Raw genomic sequence first — 21,930 nt, 5'->3', positions numbered from 1 at the left:
CCATGTCGGAGACTTCACGATGGACGGCGACGGGATGGCGCAGCGGCGTGGCGGACGGAACTCGGGGAACGGATCGGCCGGAAGAGGCGGAACGGGTCGTCGGCGCGGAGCGGGTGCTGGTCGTCTTGCGGGAGCTTGCCACCCGGCCGGACGGTGCCAGCCTGGATGAGCTGTCGCGCGCGGTCGGCGGAGCGAAGCCGACCATCCACCGGGCGCTGGCGTCGCTGCGGCGGGTGGGTTTCGCCGCGCAGGATGAGCGCGGCCGTTACCAGCTGGGAGACGAGTTCCTCCGGCTGGCGTTCTCCTATCACGAGCAGCGTCCGGAGCATGTGCGGATCCGCCCGGCGCTGGCGAAGCTCGTCGCGCGGTTCGGCGAGACGGCGCACTATGCCGTGATCGACGGCCACGAGATCGTGTACCGCGCCAAGGTGGACCCGCCGTCCGGGGCGGTGAAACTGACCTCGGAGGTCGGCGGGCGTGGACCGTTGCACAGCACGGCTGTCGGCAAGGTGCTGCTCGCCTACGCGGCGGAGCGGGACCCGGAGATGGCCGAATGGGCACTGAGCCATCCGCACCAGCAGCGCACGCAGCGGACCGTCGTCGATGGTGACGCCCTCATGGCCGAGCTGGCGGCGACGCGCGAACGCGGGTACGCCGTCGACGACGAGGAGAACGAGGAGGGCGTCGCCTGCGTGGCGGTGCCGGTATGGATGGGCGCGACGCACGTGCCGCGTGGTGCGGTGAGCGTGAGCGCCGTGGCGTACCGGACGCCGTTGCGGACGATGGTGGACGCCGTCGAGGAGATCCGAGCCATCGTCGATGGGAATGGCACGTCATGAGGAGGATGCATGCCCGAGTACATCATCAGTGAGGATCTGCCGGAGCCGGCCGGCCCGTACAGCCACGTGGTCCGTGCCGGCAGTATGGTGTGGACGGCCGGATTCGGCCCGGCCGACCCGGCGACAGGCGAGATCCCGGATGGTATCGAGGCGCAGACCGAGGCCACGATCGACAACGTCGAGCGGGCTCTGAGGGCGGTCAGCCTGGGGCTGGGCGACGTGGTGAAGGTGACCGCTCATCTGCAGCACCTGCACGAGCACTTCGCACCGTTCAACGAGGTCTACGCGCGCCGCTTCACCGGCTCGCGCCCCGTCCGTACCACTGTCGGCTCCGACCTGATGAACATCCTCGTCGAACTCGACGTCGTCGCCGCCGCTCCTAAATGATCATGTGAAGTGGGTTTTCTCGTGCTCCAACAGGTCTGCAGGCATGGTAGGGCACGATAAACCCCACTTCACATGATCATTTAGGTCAGTGGTTGTCGCGGGGGAGGTGGCGGTGGGCGACGTCGCGGTACTTGATGGCGGGTTTGAGGACCATGCCGTCGTCGAACTGCGCGACCATGCCACGTTGGATCTCCTGCCACGGGGTCTGGCTCTCCGGAACGTAGTCCAGGCGGCCGTCGGCGAGTGCGGAGTCCACCTCGGCCCGCCGGCGCTGTAGCTCCTCGTCATCGACCAGCATGTTCACCTCGCCGGTGTTCAGGTCGACCCGCACCCGGTCCCCGGTGCGCAGCAGCGCCAGTCCACCACCTGCCGCCGCCTCCGGCGACGCGTTCAGGATCGACGGCGAGCCGGACGTCCCGGACTGCCGCCCGTCCCCGACGCACGGCAGCTCGGTGATGCCGCGCCGGAGCAGCTCGGCCGGCGGATCCATGTTGACCACCTCGGCACCCCCCGGATGCCCCAACGGTCCGGCGCCGCGGATGACCAGCACGGACAGCTCGTCGATCTGCAACGACGGGTCGTTGATGCGGGCGTGGTAGTCCTCGCGGCCGTCGAACACCACGGCACGCCCCTCGAACGCGTTCGGATCGTCCGGATTGGACAGGTACGTCGCGCGGAACTCCGGCGAGATCACGCTGGTCTTCATGATCGCCGAGTCGAACAGGTTGCCCGTCAGGTTGCGGAACCCGGCCTCGGTCACCATCGGGTCGCCATAGGCGCGGATGACCTCGCGGTCTTCGGTCATGCGCCCGACGCAGTTATCCCCGATCGACTTTCCGTTCACGGTGATGGCGTTCGGGTGCGGGAGCGCGCCGACGGTCAGCAGCTCGGCGACGACGGCGGGCACCCCGCCCGCGCGGTGGAAGTCCTCACCGAGAAAACGCCCGGCCGGCTGCAGGTCCACCAGCAGCGGGATGGCGTGCCCGAGCTTCTCCCACTCGTCGTTGGTCAGCTCGACGCCCAGGTGTCTCGCAACCGCGTTGAGATGGATGGGCGCGTTCGTCGAACCCCCGATGGCCGAACAGACGACGACGGCGTTCTCGAAGGCCTGCTTGGTCATCACGTCGGACGGCTTGAGGTCCTCATGCACCATCTCGACGACGCGCCGCCCGGTCAGGTACGCGGCCTTGCCCCGCTCCTTGTGCACCGCCGGAATCGCCGCCGACCCCGGCAGCATCATGCCGAGCGCCTCCGCCAGGGAGTTCATCGTCGTCGCGGTGCCCATGGTGTTGCAGAAACCCGGCGACGGCGCGGCGGACGCCACCATCTCGACGTACTGCGCATCGTCGATCTCGCCGGCCGACAGCATCTTTCGTGCCCGCCACACCATGGTGCCGGAACCGGCCCGCTCACCCTTGTACCAGCCGTTGAGCATCGGCCCGACGGAGAGCGCGATCGCCGGGATGTTCACCGTCGCCGCCGCCATCAACTGGGACGGGGTGGTCTTGTCGCACCCGGTCGTGAGGACGACACCGTCGAGCGGGTAGCCGTGCAGCGTCTCCACGAGCCCCAGGTAGGCCAGGTTCCGGTCGAGGGCCGCGGTGGGACGGCGGCCGGTCTCCTGGATGGGATGGACCGGGAACTCGAAGGCGATGCCGCCGGCCTCGCGGATGCCTTCCCGGATCCGCTCCGCCAGGACCAGATGGTGCCGGTTGCAGGGCGCAAGGTCGGAGCCGGACTGGGCGATGCCGATGATCGGCTTGCCGCTCTGCAACTCTTCCCTGGTCAAGCCCCAGTTCAGGTAGCGCTCGATGTAGAGCGCGGTCATCTCCGGATCGTCCGGGTTGCTGAACCACTGCTGCGAGCGAAGCTTCACCTGTGCACCACTGTCTCCCATGGTGGGGACCCTACCGCGCCGGGAATGAGGTCCTTTATGCCTGTCCGGAAGATGAGCCGTCCGTACGACGGGCGACGCGAAACGAGCGGTCACGAATTCTCGGCGCAGTTTGAAGATTTTTCTCGTCGCGATGTCGATCCTCGGTTCGCCGTTCGTGTAGAGGGTGAGCGCACCGGGAAGGGCCCGGCAGCGAGCAACCGAGGAGGACCACATGGGCAAGATCGTCGTCATCGAGCATCTGACACTCGACGGTGTCATGCAGGCGCCGGGCCACCCGGACGAGGACCGTCGCGACGGCTTCGAGCACGGTGGCTGGGCGAGCAAACGGCAGGATCCGGCGATGCAGGAGCTGATGGGAGCGCGCATGTCGAGTGCGTGGTCGTTGCTCCTGGGACGCACCACCTATGAGCAGTTCGCGGCCTACTGGCCTCACCAGGAGCCGAATCCGTTCACCGACGCGCTCAACCGCGTGCAGAAGTACGTCGCTTCGACCACGCTGACCGAGCCGCTGCCCTGGCAGAATTCCGTGCTGCTCGAGGGCGACGCCGCCGGGGCTGTCGCCGACCTCCGCCGCGCTCTGGACGAGAACCTGGTCGTGTTCGGCAGCGGCGTACTGGTCCGGTCCCTGCTGGCGCGCCGGCTCGTGGACGAGTTGGTGCTGATGGTGCATCCGACGGTGCTGGGGACTGGCCGTCGGCTGTTCGCAGGCTCCGGGATCGAATCCTTCGACCTGACGCTAGCCGAGTCCGCGACCACCGACAGCGGCGTGCAACTCGCCGTCTACCAGCAGGCGGAAGGCTGAGCCGGCGCCAGTACCGAAAGAACTCTTGATTCCTTCCTCCCTGGACATCGACGCTCGTGCGAAAGCGTGCGCTCCGTCTCCCGCGCTCGGGAGGTCCGGTCTGCACCGTCGTGAAGGGAGCGGTCTGTGCACCACGTTCGTGGTATCTCGCTATGGAGGTCGTGGATCCTCGGGTTGGCGGTGGCGGTCCTGGCAGCGATCCTGGCGCCGGTGCCGGCCGGCAGCGCCGTGGGCGCCGGCAGTGCCGTCAACACCGGCAGCGCCGTCGACGCCGTCGAGCCCGAGGTCACGATCGACTCGCACGCGAGCGGAGATCAGGTGTCCGTCGGCACCGTCCGGCTGGAGGGCAGGTTCGTCGGCGCGTATGACCTGGAGATCGTCGTCGACGGGGTGCGGACCGCTCGCGTCCACGTGACCGACCCGGACGCCGACGACCGTGGCACCTGGCATTACGACCTGGACACGACGCCGTTCGACGGCGAGATCCAGGTGACGGTACGCGGCAAGAAGGTGGCCGACCGGTACGGCGTCTGGTCCCCGTTCGTGGAGCTCAACGTGGACAACCCGGCGGCGAACGTGCCCGAGGTGGAGATCCTGAGCCCGGCGGACGGCACTCGGGTGGATGGGACGACGCCGGTGCGGATCGCCGCCGCCGGCCGCAACCCGATCGAGTCCGTCCAAGTCCGGGTGAACGGCGGGCCGTGGCGGACCGCCCAGGGACAACGCGGCCGCTTTCTGTCCGTCCTCGACGCACGCGAGCTCGGCGACACGATGGCCAGCATCGAGGCGCGTGCCGTCGACACGCACGGCAACGAAGGACGGTCGACGACGACATACGCGCAGGTCGGTGACGCGGCACCAGAGGAGGTCCTGGTACAGCCGCAGGACCGCGCGGTGTGGATCTGGGAGCACGCCTCCTACAACCTGATCCTCAACGACGGCTCGCGGCAGCTGCTAGACACGCTGGCCACGGACACGGACACCTTCGACTCGGACCCGATCACCACGCTGTACTTCGGCGTGGACACGTACGGTGAGCTGGACATGCTGGAGGACCGGCGGCCGGCCGTCCGGGACTTCATCACCTGGGCGCACGAGCACGGATACCAGGTGTACGCGACCATCGCCGGCGGCACCCGGCCGCCGTTCTTCGGCGGCTTCGAGCGCTACCACCACCGCGCGGTGCGGGAGATGGAGAAGATCCTCAACTACAACCTGTCCTCCGCCGACGATGAGCGGTTCGACGGGGTCAACGTGGACATCGAGCCGTACATCCACTCCGACTTCCGGGCGCGCAAGCCCGAGCTGCAGCGGCAGTGGCTGGACATCCTGGAGACGATGATCGAACGCCGGGACGCCGCCGGGTCGGGACTCGTCTTCGGCCCGGCGATCCCGCGCTGGCTGGACACCAGCGACTGCTGCGACGCGATCGAGTGGAAGGGCGAGACCAAGCCGCTCAGCGAGCACATGCAGGACCTGAACGACTACATCTCGATCATGAACTACCGGGACACGGCCGACGGCGGCGCCGGCCTGGTCGCGCAGATGAGGAACGAGATCGCGTACGCCGAGTCGATCGGCAAGCCGAACTCGGTGGTCAGCGGCGTCGAGACGCTGGACATCGTCGGCCGCAGCGGCGACCCGGAGACCATCACGTTCCGCGAGGAAGGGCGCACCGCGCTGGAGCGCGAGCTGGACACGCTGTACGCAGCGTACGCGGACAGCCCGGCGTTCGGCGGCGTCGCGATGCACCACTACGACTCGATCCGCGAGCTGCCGTCCGCATGGGGAGCGGGTGCGGTCCTTCCGCCGCTGCCGCCCGACGACGGCGCTCCCACGCAGCTCAGCGACGCGCCGACCGCCACCGCCTTCGACCACCAGAGCATCGATCTGTCCTACGGCCGCGCCTACGACGACGTAGAGGTCCAGCGCTACAACGTTTACCGCTCCACCTCGCCGGACGTGGCCCCCACTCCGGAGAACCTGGCGACGCGATCGCGCGGGCTCGACGTGACGGACACGGGCCTGCTCCCGGAGACTACGTACTACTACCGGGTGGCCGCCGTGGACGTGCACGGCAACGAGGGCCCGGCCTCAGCGGTGACCTCGGCGACCACCGGCCCGTCCGAGTCGCGGCCGATGGTGGTCGACGGGCTTGAGCTGACCGTCGAGAACAGCCGGGCGACGGCGCGCGCACACGTGGTCGACCTGGAGACCGGCGAGCCGGTGTCCACGGCGACGGTGCACGGCAGGTTCACCAAGGCCGCCGGCCGCTATCTCGAGTTGGCACCGGAGACCGAGACCGATGGCTGGGTGTCCGGCACCTCCGAGTCGCTGCCGGCGACCGGCACCGTCGGGTTCCTCGTCGATCGGATCACCGCGCCCGGCCACTACTGGGCGAGCGCCTACGACGAATCAGGAGGCATCGAAACCGCGTGGTAGCAAGGCTGACCGTGAAGTTCTTCGAGGGCATCTAATGCCCACCCGGGCCCGTTCACGATGCGCCGGTGACGGGCCCGGATGGCGGCCGGGACGGCTGGCGGTCGGCCGGCTTGACACCGTCGGACATCATCCCGCGGTTGAGCCCTTAGCTCTGCCAGGCAACGATGAGGTCATCCGGTCCCCATAGCGCGGCGAGTCCCGGAAGCGCTGAAGCTCGACCCCGGCTGGTCAATGAGGTGTCGGTGCGCGAGACGGCAACCAGAGGCGTTGAGACGCTGACGCCGGGGACGGAAGTTGCGTCGCGTGCCAGCTGTGCTAGATCGTTGGCGTCGAACGGGCGCTGTTCGAGCCACTTTATGCTCCCAATGAAAGAGATCTCCGATGCGGTTGGTGCGCGGTCGGCGCCCACCAAGTCGATCTCGGGGTTGTTGCTGCGAGGCCACCAACCGCCGATAGCGCGTGCGTTCGGCCACCTCTCGTCGGGAAGCAGCCGGAACAGGGCATCACGGATCACAGGTTCGATAGCGCGACCCCGCCACGCAGCGAACCCTCGTTCGATGCGTTCTGTCGCGATGTCGCCACGGCCTCGCTCGACTTCGGGGATCGCAGGCTCGACGAACGCCAGCCAAAATCGCAGGAAGGGATCGGCGATGTAGTAGCGCTTGTTCTTCGTCGTCGACTTTGTTGACAGCGGTGTCTCATCGGCGACGACGCGTTTCCCGATGAGCGAGGCCATCGCAGCCTGCAGCGTGCCCGGAGCCAATGGTTGCTCGTTGCCCGCACGCTCAGAGATGGTCGTCCACGTGCGCTCGCCGGTCCCGCCGATCACGGTGAGGACGGTGTGGGCGATGGCATCAGGCGGAAACTCCGCTGCGAGGATCCGTTCCCCGGACACGATCAACGCGCTGGTCGGGTCGTTCAGGGACTCCTCGAGAAAGGCCGATCGGCTCCAACCGGTACGCCATTCCTGGCAAACCAGGGGAAGGCCGCCGGTGATGAGATAGGCGTCGAGCGCATCGGCGGCGCCGAGTCCGGTCATCTCCGCCACGTCGGCAGGGTTGAGCGCGTGGAGCACCATCTCCTTGGCTCGCTGATGGAATGGGTTCTCGTAACTGGAGAGAGCTTCCATGACCGACAGATCGGAGCCGAGGATCAGCAGCAGCACCGGCTTGCGGGAAAGATTCTTGTCCCATGCTGTCTGGAGTTCTCCTTCAGTGCTGGGATCCGTCTCCACCAGGTAGGGCAACTCATCGATGACGACGATGCTCGGCCGGTCGTCCGGCAGCGCGGCCGCGAGAAGCCGGAACGCCGCACCCCAATCACGTGGGCTCTGATCGACGGCAACGTCGCGGCCAGCCAAGTTGGAGGTAGCGATGGCCTCAGCGAAGCGTTCCCGCTCGCGCCGAGCCGGTGCCTTGCGGGATGCTTGGAAGATCATGAACGGCAGCCCGCTGGAGTCGCAGAAGACCTCGGCTAGCCGTGACTTTCCGACCCGGCGACGGCCACGCAGGAGAACGGCACGTCCCTTCTCGTCTGCTCCGCCGCTGCGGACCCAGGCCAGGTGTGCGTTGAGCCTGGCCAGCTCCTTCTTTCTGCCAATGAACGCCATTGCTCGAACTTTCCTATTGTTGTCAATAGTATTCTCGGCAATAGTATCACCAAACGAGTATTGGCGTTGGCGACTGCACACGTCGCGCGGAACTGGGCTGAACATCCGAGCTGACTCAGCGGGCGACACTCACCCTTTCACGCCACTCGACATCACCCCGCGGACGAAATACCGCTGGGCGACCAGGAACACCAGCAGGACCGGGACCAGGCTCATGAGCGCGGCCGCCGTCACCAGGTTGTCGTTGCCGACGTACTGTCCCTGCAGGCTCATCACTCCGATCGGCAACGTGAAGTTCTCCGGCGAGGTGAGGTAGATGGTCGGCTCCAGGACGGCGCCCCAGGTGGTCATGAAGGTGAACACGCCGAGGGTGGCGAGCGCCGGTTTCGCCATCGGCAGGTGCACCCGGATGAAGACCTGCCACGGGTTCGCGCCGTCGATGCTGGCCGCCTCCTCGAAATCGCGCGGGATGCCGAGGAACGTCTGCCGCATCAGGAAGATCCCGATCGGTGTGGCCAGCCAGTACGGCGCGATCAGCGGCAGCAGGGTGTCCAGCCAGCCGAACGACTTGAACAGGATGAAGCTCGGCACGATGGTGATCACGGTCGGCAGCATCATCGTGCCCAGCGCCGCCACCAGGAGCACATCACGGCCGGGGAAATGCATCCGTGCGAGCGCGTGTCCCACCATGGCGCTGGTGATCAGTGCGCCGACGACGGCCGCACCGGAGACGATCAGGCTGTTCGTCAGGTACGTGACGAAGTCGGTGCGCTCCCACACCTCCTGGTAGTTGCTCCACTGGACGGGGTCCGGCAACCAGTCCGGCGGCACCTTGATGTACTGGGCGTAGCTCTTCAGCGAGTTGCCGAGCGACGCCAGGAACGGCAGCACCATGACGGCGGTGCCCAGGACCAGCACCAGATACGCCGGTGCCTTGCGCGCCGTCCGGCGCAGGTTTCCCCGGCCGCGACGCCGTGGTGTCTCCGGGTGACGTGCCGCGGCGTCGGGATCGGTCAGGACGTCAGGCATAGTGCACCCACTTCCGTTGCAGTCGGAGCTGGACGATGGTGAGCACCAGGATCAGCAGGAAGAGCACCCAGGCGATGGCAGACGCGTAGCCCATCTGGAAGTACTCGAACCCCTGCCGGTACATGTAGAGCACTGTGAGCTCGCTGGCGCCGTTCGGGCCGCCGTCGGTCATGACGAAGACCTGCTCGAACGCCTGCAGCGTGGTGATCAGCGTGAGCACGAGGACCAGGAAGGTCGTCCCGGACACACCCGGCATGGTGATGTGCCGCAGCCGCTGGAGCGCGCTCGCCCCGTCGACCTTGGCCGCCTCGTAGCGCTCCTCCGGGATGGCCTGCAGCCCGGCGAGGAACAGCAGCATCATGTATCCCACGCCCTTCCACACGGCGACGCCGGCCAGCGTCGGAATCACCAACGCCGGACTCTGCAGCCAGTCCTGGGTGGGCAGGCCGACCCAGTCCAGCAGCGTGTTGGCGATCCCGGACCGCGGATTGAGCATCGAATCCGCGACGTACGCGACGACCACCCACGACGAGACGACCGGCACGAAGAACGCGGTGCGGAACAGCGCGATGCCCTTGATCTTCTGGTTCAGCGCCACTGCCAGCAGCAACGCGAGAATCGTCTGCGCCGGCACGAACAGCACCGCGAAGTACGCCGTGTTTCCCAGCGTGCGCCAGAAGTTGTTGTCGCTCAGCAGCCGGGTGAAGTTCTCGAAACCGGTCCACTCGGGCGGGTTGACCAGGTCGTACGTGGTGAACGCGAAGTACAGGGACGCGCCGAGCGGCCACAGCATGAGCAGGAGCAGGTGAGCGAGGTACGGCGAGGCGAACAGCACACCCCACGCCCGGTCCTTGCGGCGCCGCGACCGACGGTTGTCCACGCCGGCCGGCGGCCGGGCGGCAGACTGCGACGCCCGGCCGGTGACGACGGATTGCGCCATCAGGACGACTCCGCGTAGAAGCGGTCGATCGCTTCCTGCGCCTTGGACTGGGCCTCGGCCAGTGCGGTATCGACGTCGGCGCCGCCGTCCAGGGTGGCCATGATGTTCTCATTGAGGACGCCGGTGTACTCGGCCCAGACGGCGTTCACCCCGAGATCCTCGGAACTCTCCAGCGCGTCCAGAAAGACTTGCTTGCCGGCTGGTGCCGTGTCGGAGTTCAGGAACGCGTCGGACTCGGCGACGGCCCTGTTGATCGGGATCGCTTCGCCCAGTTCTGCCCACCGGGTCTGCGGCTCCTCGCCGGCGAAGTACTCGATCCAGCGCCAGGCCGCGTCGGCGGCTTCGTCGCCGGCCTCGTTGTTGATCACCCAGGAGTTGACGATGGCGACGTTGCCGCGTTCGCCGCCGGGGCCGGTGGGCAACGGTGCGACGTCGAACTCCACATCGGCGGAGATGGCCGGCAGGCTGCGGGCGTAGATGCCGAAGATCATCGCTACCATCTGATTGGCGAACAGCTGGTGCGGGCCGCCCAGGGATTCGGTGGTGACGCCGTCAGGGGCGAAGCCGTCGTCGCCGATGGCGTCGAGCATCCACTGTAGAGCTTGCCGCGACTCGCGGGAGTCGACGGCAACCGTGGTGTTGTCGTCGGTGACGATGTCGCCGCCGAACGCCTTGATCATCGGCCACCAGCTCTCGGTGAAGCCGGAGGAGTGCACGCGCATTCCGTAGACCTCGGGCGTGCCGTCGCCGTTCTCGTCGACCGTGAGCTGCTCGGCAGCCGCGGCGAGGTCGTCGTAGGTCCAGTTCTCGTCGGGCGGGTCGATGCCGGCCTGCTCGAACATGGCCGTGTTGTAGAAGAGCACAGGGGTCTGGGCTCCCTGCGGGAAGCCGTAGATCTCGCCGTCCGGGGTCCGGTTGAGATCGATGCCGTGAAAGTCGTCCTCGTTCAGCCCGGCGACGCGGTCGGAGAGGTCGAGCAGGCTGCCGCGGGCGGCGAACTCGTCGACCAGAACACCGTCGCTGAGCCAGACGTCGGGAGCGTCACCGCCGGCGATCTGGGTGCGTAGCCGGGAGAAGAAGTCTCCGTAGGGGGCGGCCTGGATCTCCACGTCGATATCCGGGTTGCCGGCGGTGAACTCGTCCACCAGCTCGCGCATGGTGGTGTCTGCCGGGTCGCCGGCCGCGGCGTAGTAGCCGAGTGTGAGCGTCGTCGTGTCGCTGCTCGCACTCTCGTCGCCGGACGAACTGCAAGCGGTTGCAGCGAGCAGCGTCACGCCGGCGGCGACGGACCAGACGCGCATGGTGCGGTGGCGGCGGGTGTAGCCGGGTCGGCCGGGACAGCCGGGACGGATTGCGGATAATGCCATGCCGATCTCCTTGCGTGAGACGTGGGCGGATGATGGGTCAGCTGTGTGCGGCAACCGAACGGACGGTCCACGAGAGTTCTGGCGGCGCGCCGCAGGAGGCGCGCACCGCGATCCGGGGTTGCAGGACGATCTGGTTGATCGGGGCGGAGGGGCCGAGTTCGATCCGCCGCAGCAGGGTCTCTGCGGCGAGCCGGCCGATCTCGGACTTGGGTGGTGAGACGGCGGTCAACGGGATGTCCGCGAGCTCGGCCACCTCGTCGTCGTAGGCGACGATGGCGACGTCCTCGGGAACCCGGGCTCCCAGCCTGCGGACGTGGTTGAGTACCCCGGTCGCTTCCCGGTCGCCGAGACAGAAGACAGCATCCAAGCCTTCGTCGACGCAGATGCGTGCGTAGTCGGCGAGGTCGTCACCGGACCACTCGGGGCGTCGTACGAGCGCGGACTGTGGGGGAGCGACGCCGAGATCGTCGATCGCCTCCCGGAACCCGGCATAGACCTGCTCGGATGTGGCGGTGCCGCTACGTCCGAGGTAGCCGACGCGCCGCCGTCCGAGTCCGTGCAGGTGGCGGACGGCAAGGTAGCCGCCCCCGACGAAGTTGGTGCAGACGAACGCGGTGCTGTCATCTGGAGCGGGGTCGACAGGCCGGCGTTCGGCCAGAACGTACGGGACTGGGAGGTCGGTCAGCCGTTCCAGGTGGGCGACCGGGTCCGGGCTCAGGTGCAGGTTCGGTACGACGATGATCCCGGCGACGCCCGCCTCGACCAGCCGCTGAAGCTGGACGAACTCCAGCTCCGGGTCGTACTCGCTGCAGGCGAGGACGAGCTTGACGCTGCCGGCGCTGGTGGCGCGCTCGATGCCTTCGATCACTCGCGGGTAGTAGTACGTGTTGGACGGGACGAGGACGCCGATGAACCTCGGTCTGCCGCCGCCGGGGATCGCGGTGACGTAGGTGCCCGAGCCCTGTCGGCGCACTACGAGATTCTCGGTGGCGAGCACGCTGATGGCCCGGCGTACCGTGTTGAGGCTGACCGCATGGGTGCGGGCGAGTTCCTGTTCGGTCGGCAGCCGGCCGCCGACGTGCCAACGGCCGTTCGTGATCTCTTGCCGAATCTGATCAGCGAGAGCACGAAAACGTGCCACCTTAGGGGTGGAATTGTTTACCTCGCCAACTGCCATGTCGCCGATCATTGGCCCATCTACCAGCACATGTCAAGAGGCGATTCGAAAAAGATACCTGCGCAAACGTGTCAAAAGGAGCTACAGGTGAGGAATGAATTCAACCCTTTTACCGCACTATTCAGGCTCTGTGTGTCTACAGTCGGCATGCCACGACAGCCGGAGCGGTCGGGAGGCGGCATCTCGAACGGCGCGGTTGAACCACGTCCTCGTGCGCGGCCTACCCGAAGCCGGTAGTTTGACCTGGGACACGCTTGGTCGCGGCTGGCATTCAAGGGTGGCTTGACGCCTACACTGATTCTTATGACCCGTCAGGCTCAGGAATTGCTCCAGGCAGCGCTCGCGCTGCCCGCAGGTGACCGCGCGGACTTTGCCGCCGAACTCCTGGCTAGCCTGCACGGCAGTCCGGAAACAGATCAACAAGAGGTTGAAGAGGCTTGGGCTCGGGAGATAGAGCGCCGAGCTCGGCGGGTCACGGCTGGAGAGTCCACCGGTGAGGCGTGGGGAGATGTTCGCGCCCGCCTTGCGACCGGCTCATCCAGCGTTGAATCACCACATCCGGATCGAGCGCGAAGCATCTGTTGAGCTCGAAGACGCCATCCTCTGGTACGACCAGCGCCGGGTCGGGCTTGGAGCGGAGTTGCTCGATGCGATAGACGCCGTGATGGCGCATATCGACCGTTGGCCCGGTGCCGCGTCATCCATCCCACGGCTTACCAAGGACATCCCGGCACGCAAGGCTGCGGTGCCGAGGTTTCCCTACAGCATCGTGTACCTCGTGAACGATGACACGATCCGCGTTCTCGCTTTCGCTCACGACCGCCGCAAGCCCGACTACTGGCGCACCCGTGTTGTTCAGCCGACACGATCAGAACGGGAAAACGAGCCGGCTGATCGCTGAATCAACGCGTCGGGTGGCTCAACTCAGTCAAGGTGGCGAACACGCAGGCCTGAGCCGCACTGGTGAGCCTGACCAGTCATCAAGATCGCTATGTTCGCGGAGATCGGCTAAATGGTGCCGGAGTCGCCATAGACCGTCACGTGGACGTGGTCGTAGTGATTGGCGGTGGCGGAGCCGCGGTCTTCCATCCAGCGCCAGCCCTCACTGCTGCGTTCGACGGTCCAGATCTTCTGTTCCCAGATGACCTCGCTGACGCCGAGCTCCTGGTAGTTGGCACGTACCCACTCCGCGATCGTGTCGCCGAGCGAGCCGGTGACCATGATGTCCAGGGCGCGGCCGGAGCCGTGCGCGCCGGAGTCGCCGGGGCGCAGCCCGCCGTACGTGTCGATCTGGGGGAATTCCGCGCAGACGGCGCGGTGCACGCGGATGGCGTCCGGGGTGAGTCCGCTTTCCACTGAGGACCCGGTGGGGCATTCGGCCATCGAGAGGCCGCCTTCGTCCTCCTCGGGCTCCTCGGCTTCCGGCTCCTCCTTTGCGAGGTAATCCCCGCTGACCCAGTACGTCTCGCCGCCCAGCAGCACCTGGGCCCAGTCCCCGTCCGTCTCGCCGGTGATGTCGACTTCGGTGCCGAATGCGAGAACGTCGACCACCTCGGCGTGCTGGCCCGGCCCGGTGCGCACATTGAGATCCACCGTGGTGTACCGCTGCCCGGCGACCGTCGGTTCCGGTTCCGGCTCGGGTTCCGGCTCCGGTTCCTCGGCCTCTTCGGCCTGCTCGGGCTCGGGTTCCTGGGCGTCTTCGGGCTCGTCGGCCTCTTCCGGTTCCGGAGTCTCCTCCTCCGCCGGCTCCTCGGCCTTCTTGGTCTGCGTGCCGCTGGGTGTCTGCCCGGCGGGCGCCTCGGGGGAGGGCGTGCGGTCCACGGTGCCGCGAGCGGCGGACCTGTCGCGCTGGATCTCGGCCATGGTGGCGATCGAGTCGAGGTCCAGGATTTCCGACGTCGGTGTGTCGTCGTCTGGCCATGCGTAGCGCACTGCGGGGATCGAGGCGGTGATGGCGGCCAAGGGGAGTGCGACGGTGGCTACTCGGCGTGTCCGGGGCGGCTTGACACGCTTATGGCGGGAGCTCGGCACTGGCGCATCACCTTCGTGTAGTCGGTACTTGTTATCGGGCCGTTACCGAGCCGTAGCCAACCATACTCACGACGGGAACGCAACATTGGGCACTGTTTGTCCTAATTTGCACCGTCAAATAGCCGCCTTATGAATTACTGCCAGGTAGCCCTTGGCCAGCGGCGACGCAACTCCTGTCGGCACTGAACGACCGCGCTGATGATGGTGTGGGCATTTACCGATGATCAGTTGGCTCGCGCGTCGCGGCGCCGAGGCTTGGGGTCACGACATTGCGGCTTGCGTGCGGCGGAGCGCTTGAAGTCAGATCCAGCCGCGCCGCATGGCCTGGGCGCCGGCCTGGAATCGCGTCGACGCATGCAGGAGATCCATCACGCGCAGCACCCGCCGCCTCAGCGTGCGCAGGCTCACACCCAGTTGGCGGGCGATCGCCTCGTCCTTCAGTCCGGTGCTCAGCAGTCGCAGCACGGCGACGTCGTCGTCGGTCAGCTCGGCAGGCCGGTCCCCCGTGCCGTCGGTGACCGGCTGGGCCTGTTCCCAGTACGCATCGAAGAGCGCGATCAGCGCGGTAAGCAGGCTGGATTGGTGAACGATGGCGACGCTGTCGGTGGACTGCCGGTCCGTGGTGAGCGGCACGAGGGCCACTCTCCGGTCGTAGATGCGCAACTTGAACGGCAGGTCGGGTAAGACTCGGGACTCCTCGCCGAGCGCCGCGAGCCGGGCGAGGATGGTCAGGCGCTGCGGCGCACTGACCGCTTCGCGACTGTAGATCACGCGTGCCCGGACACCGCGTTCCAGCAGTGGGCGCTCCGCGGCGACCTCGTGATCACCGGGTTGAAAGACGTAGGGCGGTTTGTCGAACACGAGCGCCTCCGACTGCGCTCCGTCGTTGAGTTCGCGAGCCCGCCGAGAGATCGTCTCCTGTCCGGTCACAACTTCGATCAAGCCTTCAGGATGCGCTTCGATCCGGCCCGTCCGGTATTCCTCGGCCAGCTCGATGATCTCGGCTCGGACCTGCCCGAGCTCCGCCTCGCGGCGCTGAATGAGCGCGGCCAGCGCCGCGTCCGGGGCGACCGGCGCCACTCGGTTGGTCTCGGTGCGCCGCACCAGCCCTAGGTGTTCGAGCCGTCGGAGCGCGCGGCGTGTCCGACTGGCCGTGGTTCCGCCGCTGTCCGCCAGTTCGGCGACACTGGCCGACGGCCTGCGCAGGAGCGCGCGGTAGATCCTCTCGTCGAACTTGCCGACACCGGCTGCCTGCAGCATGGATGCCTCCCCAACGACGCGTGGGCACTGTGGCCGAAAGCGGCAGTTGCCCAATATGGCCACCGTACATGTATGGACATACCTGTCATCCGGTGCTGGACTGCGCATACCCGAAATCCGGATCCGACTCTGGGAGGGCTCAGTGGACCACGCACCGATCCATGCGCGTCTGGACTCGCGGCGCCGCCGGTACACAAGGGGACGGCCGGCGCTGACGAGCATCGCGGTGCTCATGCTGTCGATCAGCGTGGCCGTGACCGGCAGCCATGCAGCGCCGGATCCGGATTCTGGGACAGGCCGGAATGCCGGTGTCGTCCAGCCGGCACCGCTGACGCCCGCGGCCGCGCCGGCATCGGCAAGCATGCCGGGCGGCGACCCGGATGACACCGTGCGGATCACTCTGATCACCGGTGATGCGGTCCTCTACCGCGACGGCGGTGGGGCGGTCCCGTCGATCACCGTCGAACGAGACCCGGACAGTCACACCGGCAACGTCGACGTCTTCACCGGCCCGGACGGGCTCTACGTCATTCCCGATCAAGCCCAGCCGCTGGTGGACGCTGACGTCCTCGACCGCGAGCTGTTCAACGTCGAGTATCTTGCCGAGAACGGCTACTCGGACGCCGACGCCGACGAATTGCCGGTGATCGTGACGTACGAGGAACCGCCGACGACGCGCCGTGACGGTGCGAACGGTGCGAAACACCCCGATCCCGAGACCCTTGTTCGCCGCACCTCCGAGCTGCCCGCCACCGATTCGGAGCCCCGCGGGTTGAGCAGCATCAACGCGGCGGCCGTGGACGTGGACAAAGAATCCGCGGAGGACTTCTGGAACGAGGTGCGCGGCGAGTCGCCGACCGGTCGCGAGCGCGCCACCACCCTGTCCGCCGGGATCGGCAAGGTGTGGCTGGACCGTAAGGTCACCACCTTCCTGGACGACAGCCGCGCACAGCTCGGTGTGCCGCAGGCGTGGGAGGCCGGGTACGACGGTTCCGGTGCCACGGTCGCCGTGCTGGATTCCGGCTATGACCAAGGACACCCGGACCTGACCGGCCAGGTCCGGGATGCGGTCACTTTCGTACCCGGCGTTGAAGTGCAGGACGGCGGCGGTCACGGCACCCATGTCGCGTCGACGATCGCCGGGTCCGGCGCCGCGTCCGACGGACGTTACGCCGGTGTGGCACCCGGTGCCGATCTGATCGTCGGGAAGGTGATGGACGACTACGGCAACGGTTTGAGCTCCTGGATCATCGCGGGCATGGAGTGGGCGGCGTCGAACGCCGACGTCGTCAACATGAGCCTAGGCTCCTTCTTCCCGTCCGACGGCCAGGACCCGATGAGCGAGGCGCTGAACACGCTCACCGCGGAGACCGGCACGCTATTCGTCGTCGCGGCCGGGAACATGGGATCCGGCGACTCGACGGTGGGCTCGCCTGCCGCCGCGGACTCCGCCCTCGCCGTTGCCGCGGTCGACAACGACGACGCCGTGGCCGACTTCTCCAGCCGCGGGCCGCGACGCGGCGACGGTGCGCTCAAGCCGGAGATCGCCGCACCCGGCAACCCGGTCGTGGCGGCCTGGGCCGAGGGGACGGATCCCTATCCGGGAGTGCCCGTCGGGGAGCATTACCTGGCGCATGGCGGTACGTCGATGGCCAGCCCACACGTCGCCGGCGTAGCGGCGATGCTCGTCCAGAAGCACCCGGGATGGGACGCCGAGCAGCTCAAGGATGCGCTGATGAGCACGTCGTTCGACGCCGGAAACGAGCTCTTCCACCAGGGCTCGGGGCGGGTCGACGCCGCGCGGGCCACGGGCCAGGGCCTCTACGCCACCGGCAAGGTCGACTTCGCCATGGTCGACGACGATGCGGCGGACACCCGAGCCATCACCTACACCAACACCGGCGACGCCGACGTGACGCTGCGGCTCGTCGTCGATGTCGACGACGACGGAAAACCGGCCGGCGACGGCGCGCTCACCCTCTCCGCACAGACCGTCGAGGTGCCTGCGGGCGGAACCGCGAAGGTTGAGCTCGTACTGGATCCGGTGGTCAGCTCGTGGGGCGAGTTCACCGGTCACATTCGTGCCGAGGGTTCCGACGGGAGCGAGGTCGCCACCGCGGTGGCCTATGCGATCGACGGCCCGTCGTACCGGCTCACCGTGGATGCCGTGGACCGGTTCGGGAACGTCCCGCTGGACGGCAACGTGATCGTGCAGGATCTGGAGGATCCGGAGCGGTTCTACGACTCGCACCGGCTGGACGACTCCGGGCGCGCGGTCTTCGACGTGCCACCCGGCACGTACGGCATCCACGGCAACGTCCGGACCTCTGACCCGGGCCGCCCTGGTGACCTCTACAGCGCGGACGTTTTCGCCATGAGCGCCGCCGGTGTGGACGGCGACCGGACCGTGACGGTCGACGCCCGTGCGGCCGTCGACGTGACGTTCGACGTCGACGGTGAGAACCGCCCGCTCGAACCGACTCAACTCACGCGGAGCATCTATCGCTGGACGCCCGACGGAGTGTTCACCGGTTTCACGTCGCTAGCCGACAGCGCCGGTACCGACGCCAGGTACGGAGCGATCCCTGCCGAGGGGCCGCCGGTGGGTGAGTTGTCGATGACGGCCCTGACGACGCTGCGCGAGCCGTTGATCCACGCGGAGCTGGAGGCGCCCGCGGACGACCTGTTCACGGTCACCCCGGAATGGAGCGGCCGCTTCGACGGTACGCAACGGCTGGAGGCGGTGGACGTCGGCCGTGGTCGCGCCGAGGATTACGCGGGTGTGGACGCCACTGGCAAGGTGGTTCTGGTCGAGGCCGGCGAGCGGTACGTCGCCGAGCAGGCGAGCGTCGCCTCGGCCGAGGGCGCAGCGGCGATGCTGGTGGTGCCAGATGCTCCGGGCGTGGTCTCGGTGACGGTCGGCTCGGACAACACGCTGCCGGTGATCGGCGGCACGTATGAGGACGGCGCGAAGCTCCGGGAACGCATCGCGGACGGCAATGCCCGGATCCGGCTGACGGGCGTCGAGGAGAGTTCCTACACGTACACCCTCCGGGCCGCGGAGGACGACGCGATCCCATCCGACCTGACCTACTCTGTCGACCGCTCCGAGCTGGCCGTGATCGAGAACTCCTTCCACGGCGAGGCGGACCGGCTCGGCGGTGACGCGTTGTCGGTGTACGAGGCGTGGGAAGGCGGCGCGCTGCGCTACATCACCAACGTGCGGCAGCCCACCGTCCGGACCGACTACGTCACGGCCGGGCCGGAGCTGCGCCAATTCCAGCAGGTGACATCCAGCCGCGGTTTCCAGGCGCTGCGGATGAACGGCGGCGAGACCGCATATGAGCCGGGCGAGCGTACCGATCTGAGCTGGTTCAAGGCGCCCAACCATCCGTCCGGCTACACCACGTTGCCGTGCAACTTCTGCCGTTCCGACGCGATCCTGAGGTTCGCGCCGAGCACGGCCGGCGATGCCGATCCGACCCACGCCGGATCCGGGCGGGCGTTGACGAGTTACACGGCGTACCGGAACGACGAGCGCATCGACCGCACCGAACTGCTCCTGGTCCCGGAACCGGCGACGTACCGGATCGAGCAGGTCGCCGAGGCGACGCCGGACGACGAGCATCTGCTCGGCACCCGGATGCACACGGCTTGGACCTTCCGATCCGGGGCGCCGTCGGAGCTGGAGATCGAGGGCTGCCGTGACCTGCTGCCGGGTGCGAACGCGTGCGCGGCTCTCCCCGTGATCGTGCTCGGCTACGATCTCCCGCTGGACACGTCCAATCGCGCCCGGGCCGGATCGGCGTTCAACTTCGTGGTGCGCACCGATCGGGCCAAGGGTTACGCCGGCCCGGCCCAGGTAGCGGGCGTGCGGGTGTCACTGTCCTACGACGATGGCGTGACCTGGCAGGAGGCACGAACCATCCCGATGCCGCGCGATCACGGGTTCCGGGTCCGGGCCAACCATCCGAAGCTGGCCGGCACGAATGGCTACGTGAGCCTGCGCGTCGAGGCGTGGGACGACGCCGGCAACAGCACCACGCAGGTCCTCGAACGCGCCTACGCCCTATCTTGACGACACGTAGCCGCGAGTCGCCGGTGAGGCTGGGAACGAGACGACATGGTGGTCGCCACAGCGACCACCATGTCGTCTTCTTTCATTGGCGGGTTGGTAGCCAGACCCGCATGGCCGTCGGACCGCGTTCCGCCCACTGGTGATAGGGACCGAGGACGAGCTCGATGGCCGGCGCTTGGCCGGTCGGCACAGCGGCCCGCCGGTCAGTCGCCGTGGCTGCGCTCTGGCCGGCACCGATGCCTTGCGCCCGCGCGCTGCCATACGGCCAGGCCGGCCCCGGCTCGGCGGCGCCCCGGCGGATGCCGTGCAGTACCACGCGGCCGTCCCGGTCGACGGGTTCGACGGCGGTGTCCACCACGACGTCGTCGAGCCCGATTCCGTCCGGCAGGTCGACCGACTCCGCGCAGTAGACGAGCGGCCCGCGCTCGACGGCGACGCAGCCGCGCACCGCGTCGACGCGCGGATCAGGCCAGGTGAAACGCGGCGCGATCGGCAGCCGAAGCGTGATCTCGTCGCCGCTGGTGAACGCGCGGTGCAGCGCCACGAACCCGGGCTCGACGACGCGTCGTGCTCCGTTCTCCTCGACGACGGCGCCGTCGGCCCACGACGGGACACGCAGCTTCAGCGTCACGGCATCCGCGGGCGCCTCCAGCACTCGCACCGTCACGAGCCCGTCATCCGGATAAGCCGTCTGGACCGCAACGCCGAGCCGCCGCCCGTCTCCGATGTCCGCGTTGATGCGCATGCCGGTGTACTGCAGCAGCGTCAACTCACCGTCGGCGGCGGCCGCCGCGTAGCAGTGCCAGGTGGCCAGCGCGCGGGCGACGTTCGTCGGGCAGCAGGAGACGTCGAACCACGGTGCGCGGGCACCGCTCTCCGCACGCGGGCTGACCGCTCCGTCGTCCGGCACGTTCCCGGCTGTCCGCTGGTGCAGGGGGTTCGCATAGAAGAACGCCCGCCCGTCGGCGTTCGGGGAGGTGGCCACCACGTTGGCATACGTGCGCTCGATCAGGTCGGCGTATCGGACGTTGCCGGTGGCCAGGTAGAGCCGCCAGGACAGCATGATGGACGCGATGCCGGCGCACGTCTCGCTGTAGGCGCGATCAGACGGTAGCTCCCAGTCCTCGCCGAACCCTTCGTCCTGGTGACGAGAACCCATGCCGCCAGTCAGGTAGGTCCGCCGGGCGACGGTGCGCTCCCACTGCCGCTCGATGGTCTCCAGCAGCTCACGGTCGTCGTCCTCCACCGCCACGTCCACGGCCGCGGCGGTCAGGTACAGCGCGCGCACCGCGTGGCCCCGGAGCACATCGGCGTCGCGGATCGGTACGTCGTCCTGGAAGTAGGCACGACCCAGGGGGATGTCCCGCAGCGTCCCGTGTCCGCGACGGCCGAGGAACAGCCGGGCCTGGTCCAGGTAGCGGCCGTCGCCGAGCGCGCGGCCGAACTCGGCGAGACCGAGCTCGATCTCCGGGTGGCCGCAGATGCCCTGCAGCCCGCCTGCCCCGAACGTCTCGCATACGTGGTCGGCGGCCCGGCGCGCGATCTCGACGAGCTCGTCCGGCCCCGAGGTGCGTAGCCGGGCGACCGCCGCCTGGAGCAGGTGCCCGGTGTTGTACAGCTCGTGGCCCTCCTCGAGGTCGCTGTACCGCGGCGGCTGGTTCGCGTGGCCGAAGCAGGTGTTCAGATACCCGTCGCCGTCCTGAGCGCGTCCGATGCGCTCGGTGAGCCGACGGATCGCCGCGTCCAGCGCCGGATCGCCGGTCCGGCCGAACTCCCAGCACATCGCCTCGATGAGCTTGTACACCTCGGAATCGGAGAACGACCAGCCAGGCCGGTCACGGCCCGTCGTACCGCTCGCGACCCGGTCGAAGTTGGCCAGCCAGCCCAACCGCTCCATCCAGCTTTCGCAGTGGTCGAAGGTCGCGGCCGCGTTGGTCGCCTGCCGCGTCGCCCAGAAGCCGCTGTCGAGCTGCACCTCGTGCAGACCGAGCGGGCGTTGCCGACCGCGAGTGGGAATCACCGGGCGGCCTCCGGTCGCATCGGTACCGGTAGCCGTCTCTTGTACTGTCACG

The 21,930-nt window shown here is 67.9% G+C and carries 16 protein-coding genes; 7 read left to right on the top strand and 9 right to left on the bottom strand.

Translation table 11 applies throughout. The annotated features are described in order from the left end of the window. The first annotated feature begins 2 nt into the window (after window positions 1-2). On the top strand, window positions 3-839 hold the full coding sequence (locus G1H10_RS21500; protein ID WP_163741572.1) for an IclR family transcriptional regulator: 837 nt from the start codon (window positions 3-5) through the stop codon (window positions 837-839). A gap of 9 nt (window positions 840-848) precedes the next feature. Further along, window positions 849-1,226 carry a RidA family protein gene (locus G1H10_RS21495; RefSeq protein ID WP_163741570.1) on the top strand — a complete coding sequence of 126 codons (378 nt, stop codon included), beginning with the start codon at window positions 849-851 and terminating at the stop codon, window positions 1,224-1,226. A gap of 85 nt (window positions 1,227-1,311) precedes the next feature. Here G1H10_RS21495 and G1H10_RS21490 read toward each other — a convergent pair whose 3' ends face one another. Further along, complete coding sequence (locus G1H10_RS21490) at window positions 1,312-3,123, bottom strand: IlvD/Edd family dehydratase (protein WP_163741568.1); 1,812 nt, start codon at window positions 3,121-3,123, stop codon at window positions 1,312-1,314. Window positions 3,124-3,334: 211 nt separating this feature from the next. Here G1H10_RS21490 and G1H10_RS21485 point away from each other — a divergent pair, with 211 nt between their 5' ends. Beyond that, window positions 3,335-3,925, top strand: a complete 591-nt coding sequence (locus tag G1H10_RS21485) for a dihydrofolate reductase family protein (protein ID WP_163741566.1) — start codon at window positions 3,335-3,337, stop codon at window positions 3,923-3,925. Window positions 3,926-4,051: 126 nt separating this feature from the next. Further along, complete coding sequence (locus G1H10_RS21480) at window positions 4,052-6,367, top strand: Ig-like domain-containing protein (protein ID WP_163741564.1); 2,316 nt, start codon at window positions 4,052-4,054, stop codon at window positions 6,365-6,367. 145 nt (window positions 6,368-6,512) lie between these two features. On the opposite strand, the gene G1H10_RS21475 is transcribed toward G1H10_RS21480, so the two are convergent. The 5 genes from G1H10_RS21475 to G1H10_RS21455 form a co-directional block, all read right to left on the bottom strand. Next, on the bottom strand, window positions 6,513-8,081 hold the full coding sequence (locus G1H10_RS21475) for an ATP-binding protein (RefSeq protein WP_216853524.1): 1,569 nt from the start codon (window positions 8,079-8,081) through the stop codon (window positions 6,513-6,515). 24 nt (window positions 8,082-8,105) lie between these two features. Further along, window positions 8,106-8,870, bottom strand: coding sequence for a carbohydrate ABC transporter permease (locus G1H10_RS21470; protein WP_376778648.1), 765 nt, complete (start codon window positions 8,868-8,870; stop codon window positions 8,106-8,108). A gap of 127 nt (window positions 8,871-8,997) precedes the next feature. Then, complete coding sequence (locus G1H10_RS21465) at window positions 8,998-9,945, bottom strand: carbohydrate ABC transporter permease (RefSeq protein ID WP_163741560.1); 948 nt, start codon at window positions 9,943-9,945, stop codon at window positions 8,998-9,000. After that, the gene (locus G1H10_RS21460) at window positions 9,945-11,312 is read right to left on the bottom strand and encodes an ABC transporter substrate-binding protein (RefSeq protein ID WP_163741558.1); all 1,368 of its coding nucleotides are present in this window, start codon (window positions 11,310-11,312) and stop codon (window positions 9,945-9,947) included. The genes G1H10_RS21465 and G1H10_RS21460 overlap by 1 nt, the downstream gene beginning before the upstream one ends. Window positions 11,313-11,349: 37 nt before the next feature. After that, complete coding sequence (locus G1H10_RS21455) at window positions 11,350-12,489, bottom strand: GntR family transcriptional regulator (protein WP_163741556.1); 1,140 nt, start codon at window positions 12,487-12,489, stop codon at window positions 11,350-11,352. 303 nt (window positions 12,490-12,792) lie between these two features. Between G1H10_RS21455 and G1H10_RS35115 the strand changes: the two genes are divergently transcribed. Together G1H10_RS35115 and G1H10_RS21445 are read left to right on the top strand one after the other, a co-directional pair. Further along, complete coding sequence (locus G1H10_RS35115) at window positions 12,793-13,074, top strand: addiction module protein (protein ID WP_163741554.1); 282 nt, start codon at window positions 12,793-12,795, stop codon at window positions 13,072-13,074. Further along, window positions 12,998-13,390, top strand: coding sequence for a type II toxin-antitoxin system RelE/ParE family toxin (locus G1H10_RS21445; protein WP_163741368.1), 393 nt, complete (start codon window positions 12,998-13,000; stop codon window positions 13,388-13,390). Before G1H10_RS35115 ends, G1H10_RS21445 begins: the two co-directional genes overlap by 77 nt. A 107-nt stretch (window positions 13,391-13,497) precedes the next feature. Here G1H10_RS21445 and G1H10_RS21440 read toward each other — a convergent pair whose 3' ends face one another. Beyond that, the gene (locus G1H10_RS21440; protein WP_174264556.1) at window positions 13,498-14,451 is read right to left on the bottom strand and encodes an SH3 domain-containing protein; all 954 of its coding nucleotides are present in this window, start codon (window positions 14,449-14,451) and stop codon (window positions 13,498-13,500) included. A gap of 369 nt (window positions 14,452-14,820) precedes the next feature. After that, complete coding sequence (locus G1H10_RS21435) at window positions 14,821-15,780, bottom strand: winged helix-turn-helix transcriptional regulator (RefSeq protein WP_163741550.1); 960 nt, start codon at window positions 15,778-15,780, stop codon at window positions 14,821-14,823. A 142-nt stretch (window positions 15,781-15,922) separates the two neighbouring features. On the opposite strand from G1H10_RS21435, the gene G1H10_RS21430 reads away from it, so the two are divergent. Further along, window positions 15,923-19,858 carry a S8 family serine peptidase gene (locus tag G1H10_RS21430; RefSeq protein ID WP_163741548.1) on the top strand — a complete coding sequence of 1,312 codons (3,936 nt, stop codon included), beginning with the start codon at window positions 15,923-15,925 and terminating at the stop codon, window positions 19,856-19,858. 82 nt (window positions 19,859-19,940) lie between these two features. On the opposite strand, the gene G1H10_RS21425 is transcribed toward G1H10_RS21430, so the two are convergent. Next, entirely contained in the window at window positions 19,941-21,929 is a 1,989-nt protein-coding gene (locus G1H10_RS21425; RefSeq protein ID WP_163741547.1) for a glycoside hydrolase family 127 protein, read from the bottom strand. Between the last annotated feature and the right edge of the window lies 1 nt (window position 21,930).

Source organism: Phytoactinopolyspora halotolerans, assembly GCF_010550675.1.
GTDB classification, from domain to species: domain Bacteria; phylum Actinomycetota; class Actinomycetes; order Jiangellales; family Jiangellaceae; genus Phytoactinopolyspora; species Phytoactinopolyspora halotolerans.
This window is presented reverse-complemented; position numbering and strand designations above follow the sequence as displayed.

What these genes read in the sequence shown, in the direction of transcription:
- G1H10_RS21500 (WP_163741572.1), top strand. Translation starts at nt 3, where the DNA reads ATGTCGGAGACTTCACGATGGACGGCGACGGGATGGCGCAGCGGCGTG.
- G1H10_RS21495 (WP_163741570.1), top strand. Translation starts at nt 849, where the DNA reads ATGCCCGAGTACATCATCAGTGAGGATCTGCCGGAGCCGGCCGGCCCG.
- G1H10_RS21490 (WP_163741568.1), bottom strand. Translation starts at nt 3,123, where the DNA reads ATGGGAGACAGTGGTGCACAGGTGAAGCTTCGCTCGCAGCAGTGGTTC.
- G1H10_RS21485 (WP_163741566.1), top strand. Translation starts at nt 3,335, where the DNA reads ATGGGCAAGATCGTCGTCATCGAGCATCTGACACTCGACGGTGTCATG.
- G1H10_RS21475 (WP_216853524.1), bottom strand. Translation starts at nt 8,081, where the DNA reads ATGTTCAGCCCAGTTCCGCGCGACGTGTGCAGTCGCCAACGCCAATAC.
- G1H10_RS21470 (WP_376778648.1), bottom strand. Translation starts at nt 8,870, where the DNA reads ATGGTGCTGCCGTTCCTGGCGTCGCTCGGCAACTCGCTGAAGAGCTAC.
- G1H10_RS21465 (WP_163741560.1), bottom strand. Translation starts at nt 9,945, where the DNA reads ATGGCGCAATCCGTCGTCACCGGCCGGGCGTCGCAGTCTGCCGCCCGG.
- G1H10_RS21460 (WP_163741558.1), bottom strand. Translation starts at nt 11,312, where the DNA reads ATGGCATTATCCGCAATCCGTCCCGGCTGTCCCGGCCGACCCGGCTAC.
- G1H10_RS21455 (WP_163741556.1), bottom strand. Translation starts at nt 12,489, where the DNA reads ATGGCAGTTGGCGAGGTAAACAATTCCACCCCTAAGGTGGCACGTTTT.
- G1H10_RS35115 (WP_163741554.1), top strand. Translation starts at nt 12,793, where the DNA reads ATGACCCGTCAGGCTCAGGAATTGCTCCAGGCAGCGCTCGCGCTGCCC.
- G1H10_RS21445 (WP_163741368.1), top strand. Translation starts at nt 12,998, where the DNA reads ATGTTCGCGCCCGCCTTGCGACCGGCTCATCCAGCGTTGAATCACCAC.
- G1H10_RS21435 (WP_163741550.1), bottom strand. Translation starts at nt 15,780, where the DNA reads ATGCTGCAGGCAGCCGGTGTCGGCAAGTTCGACGAGAGGATCTACCGC.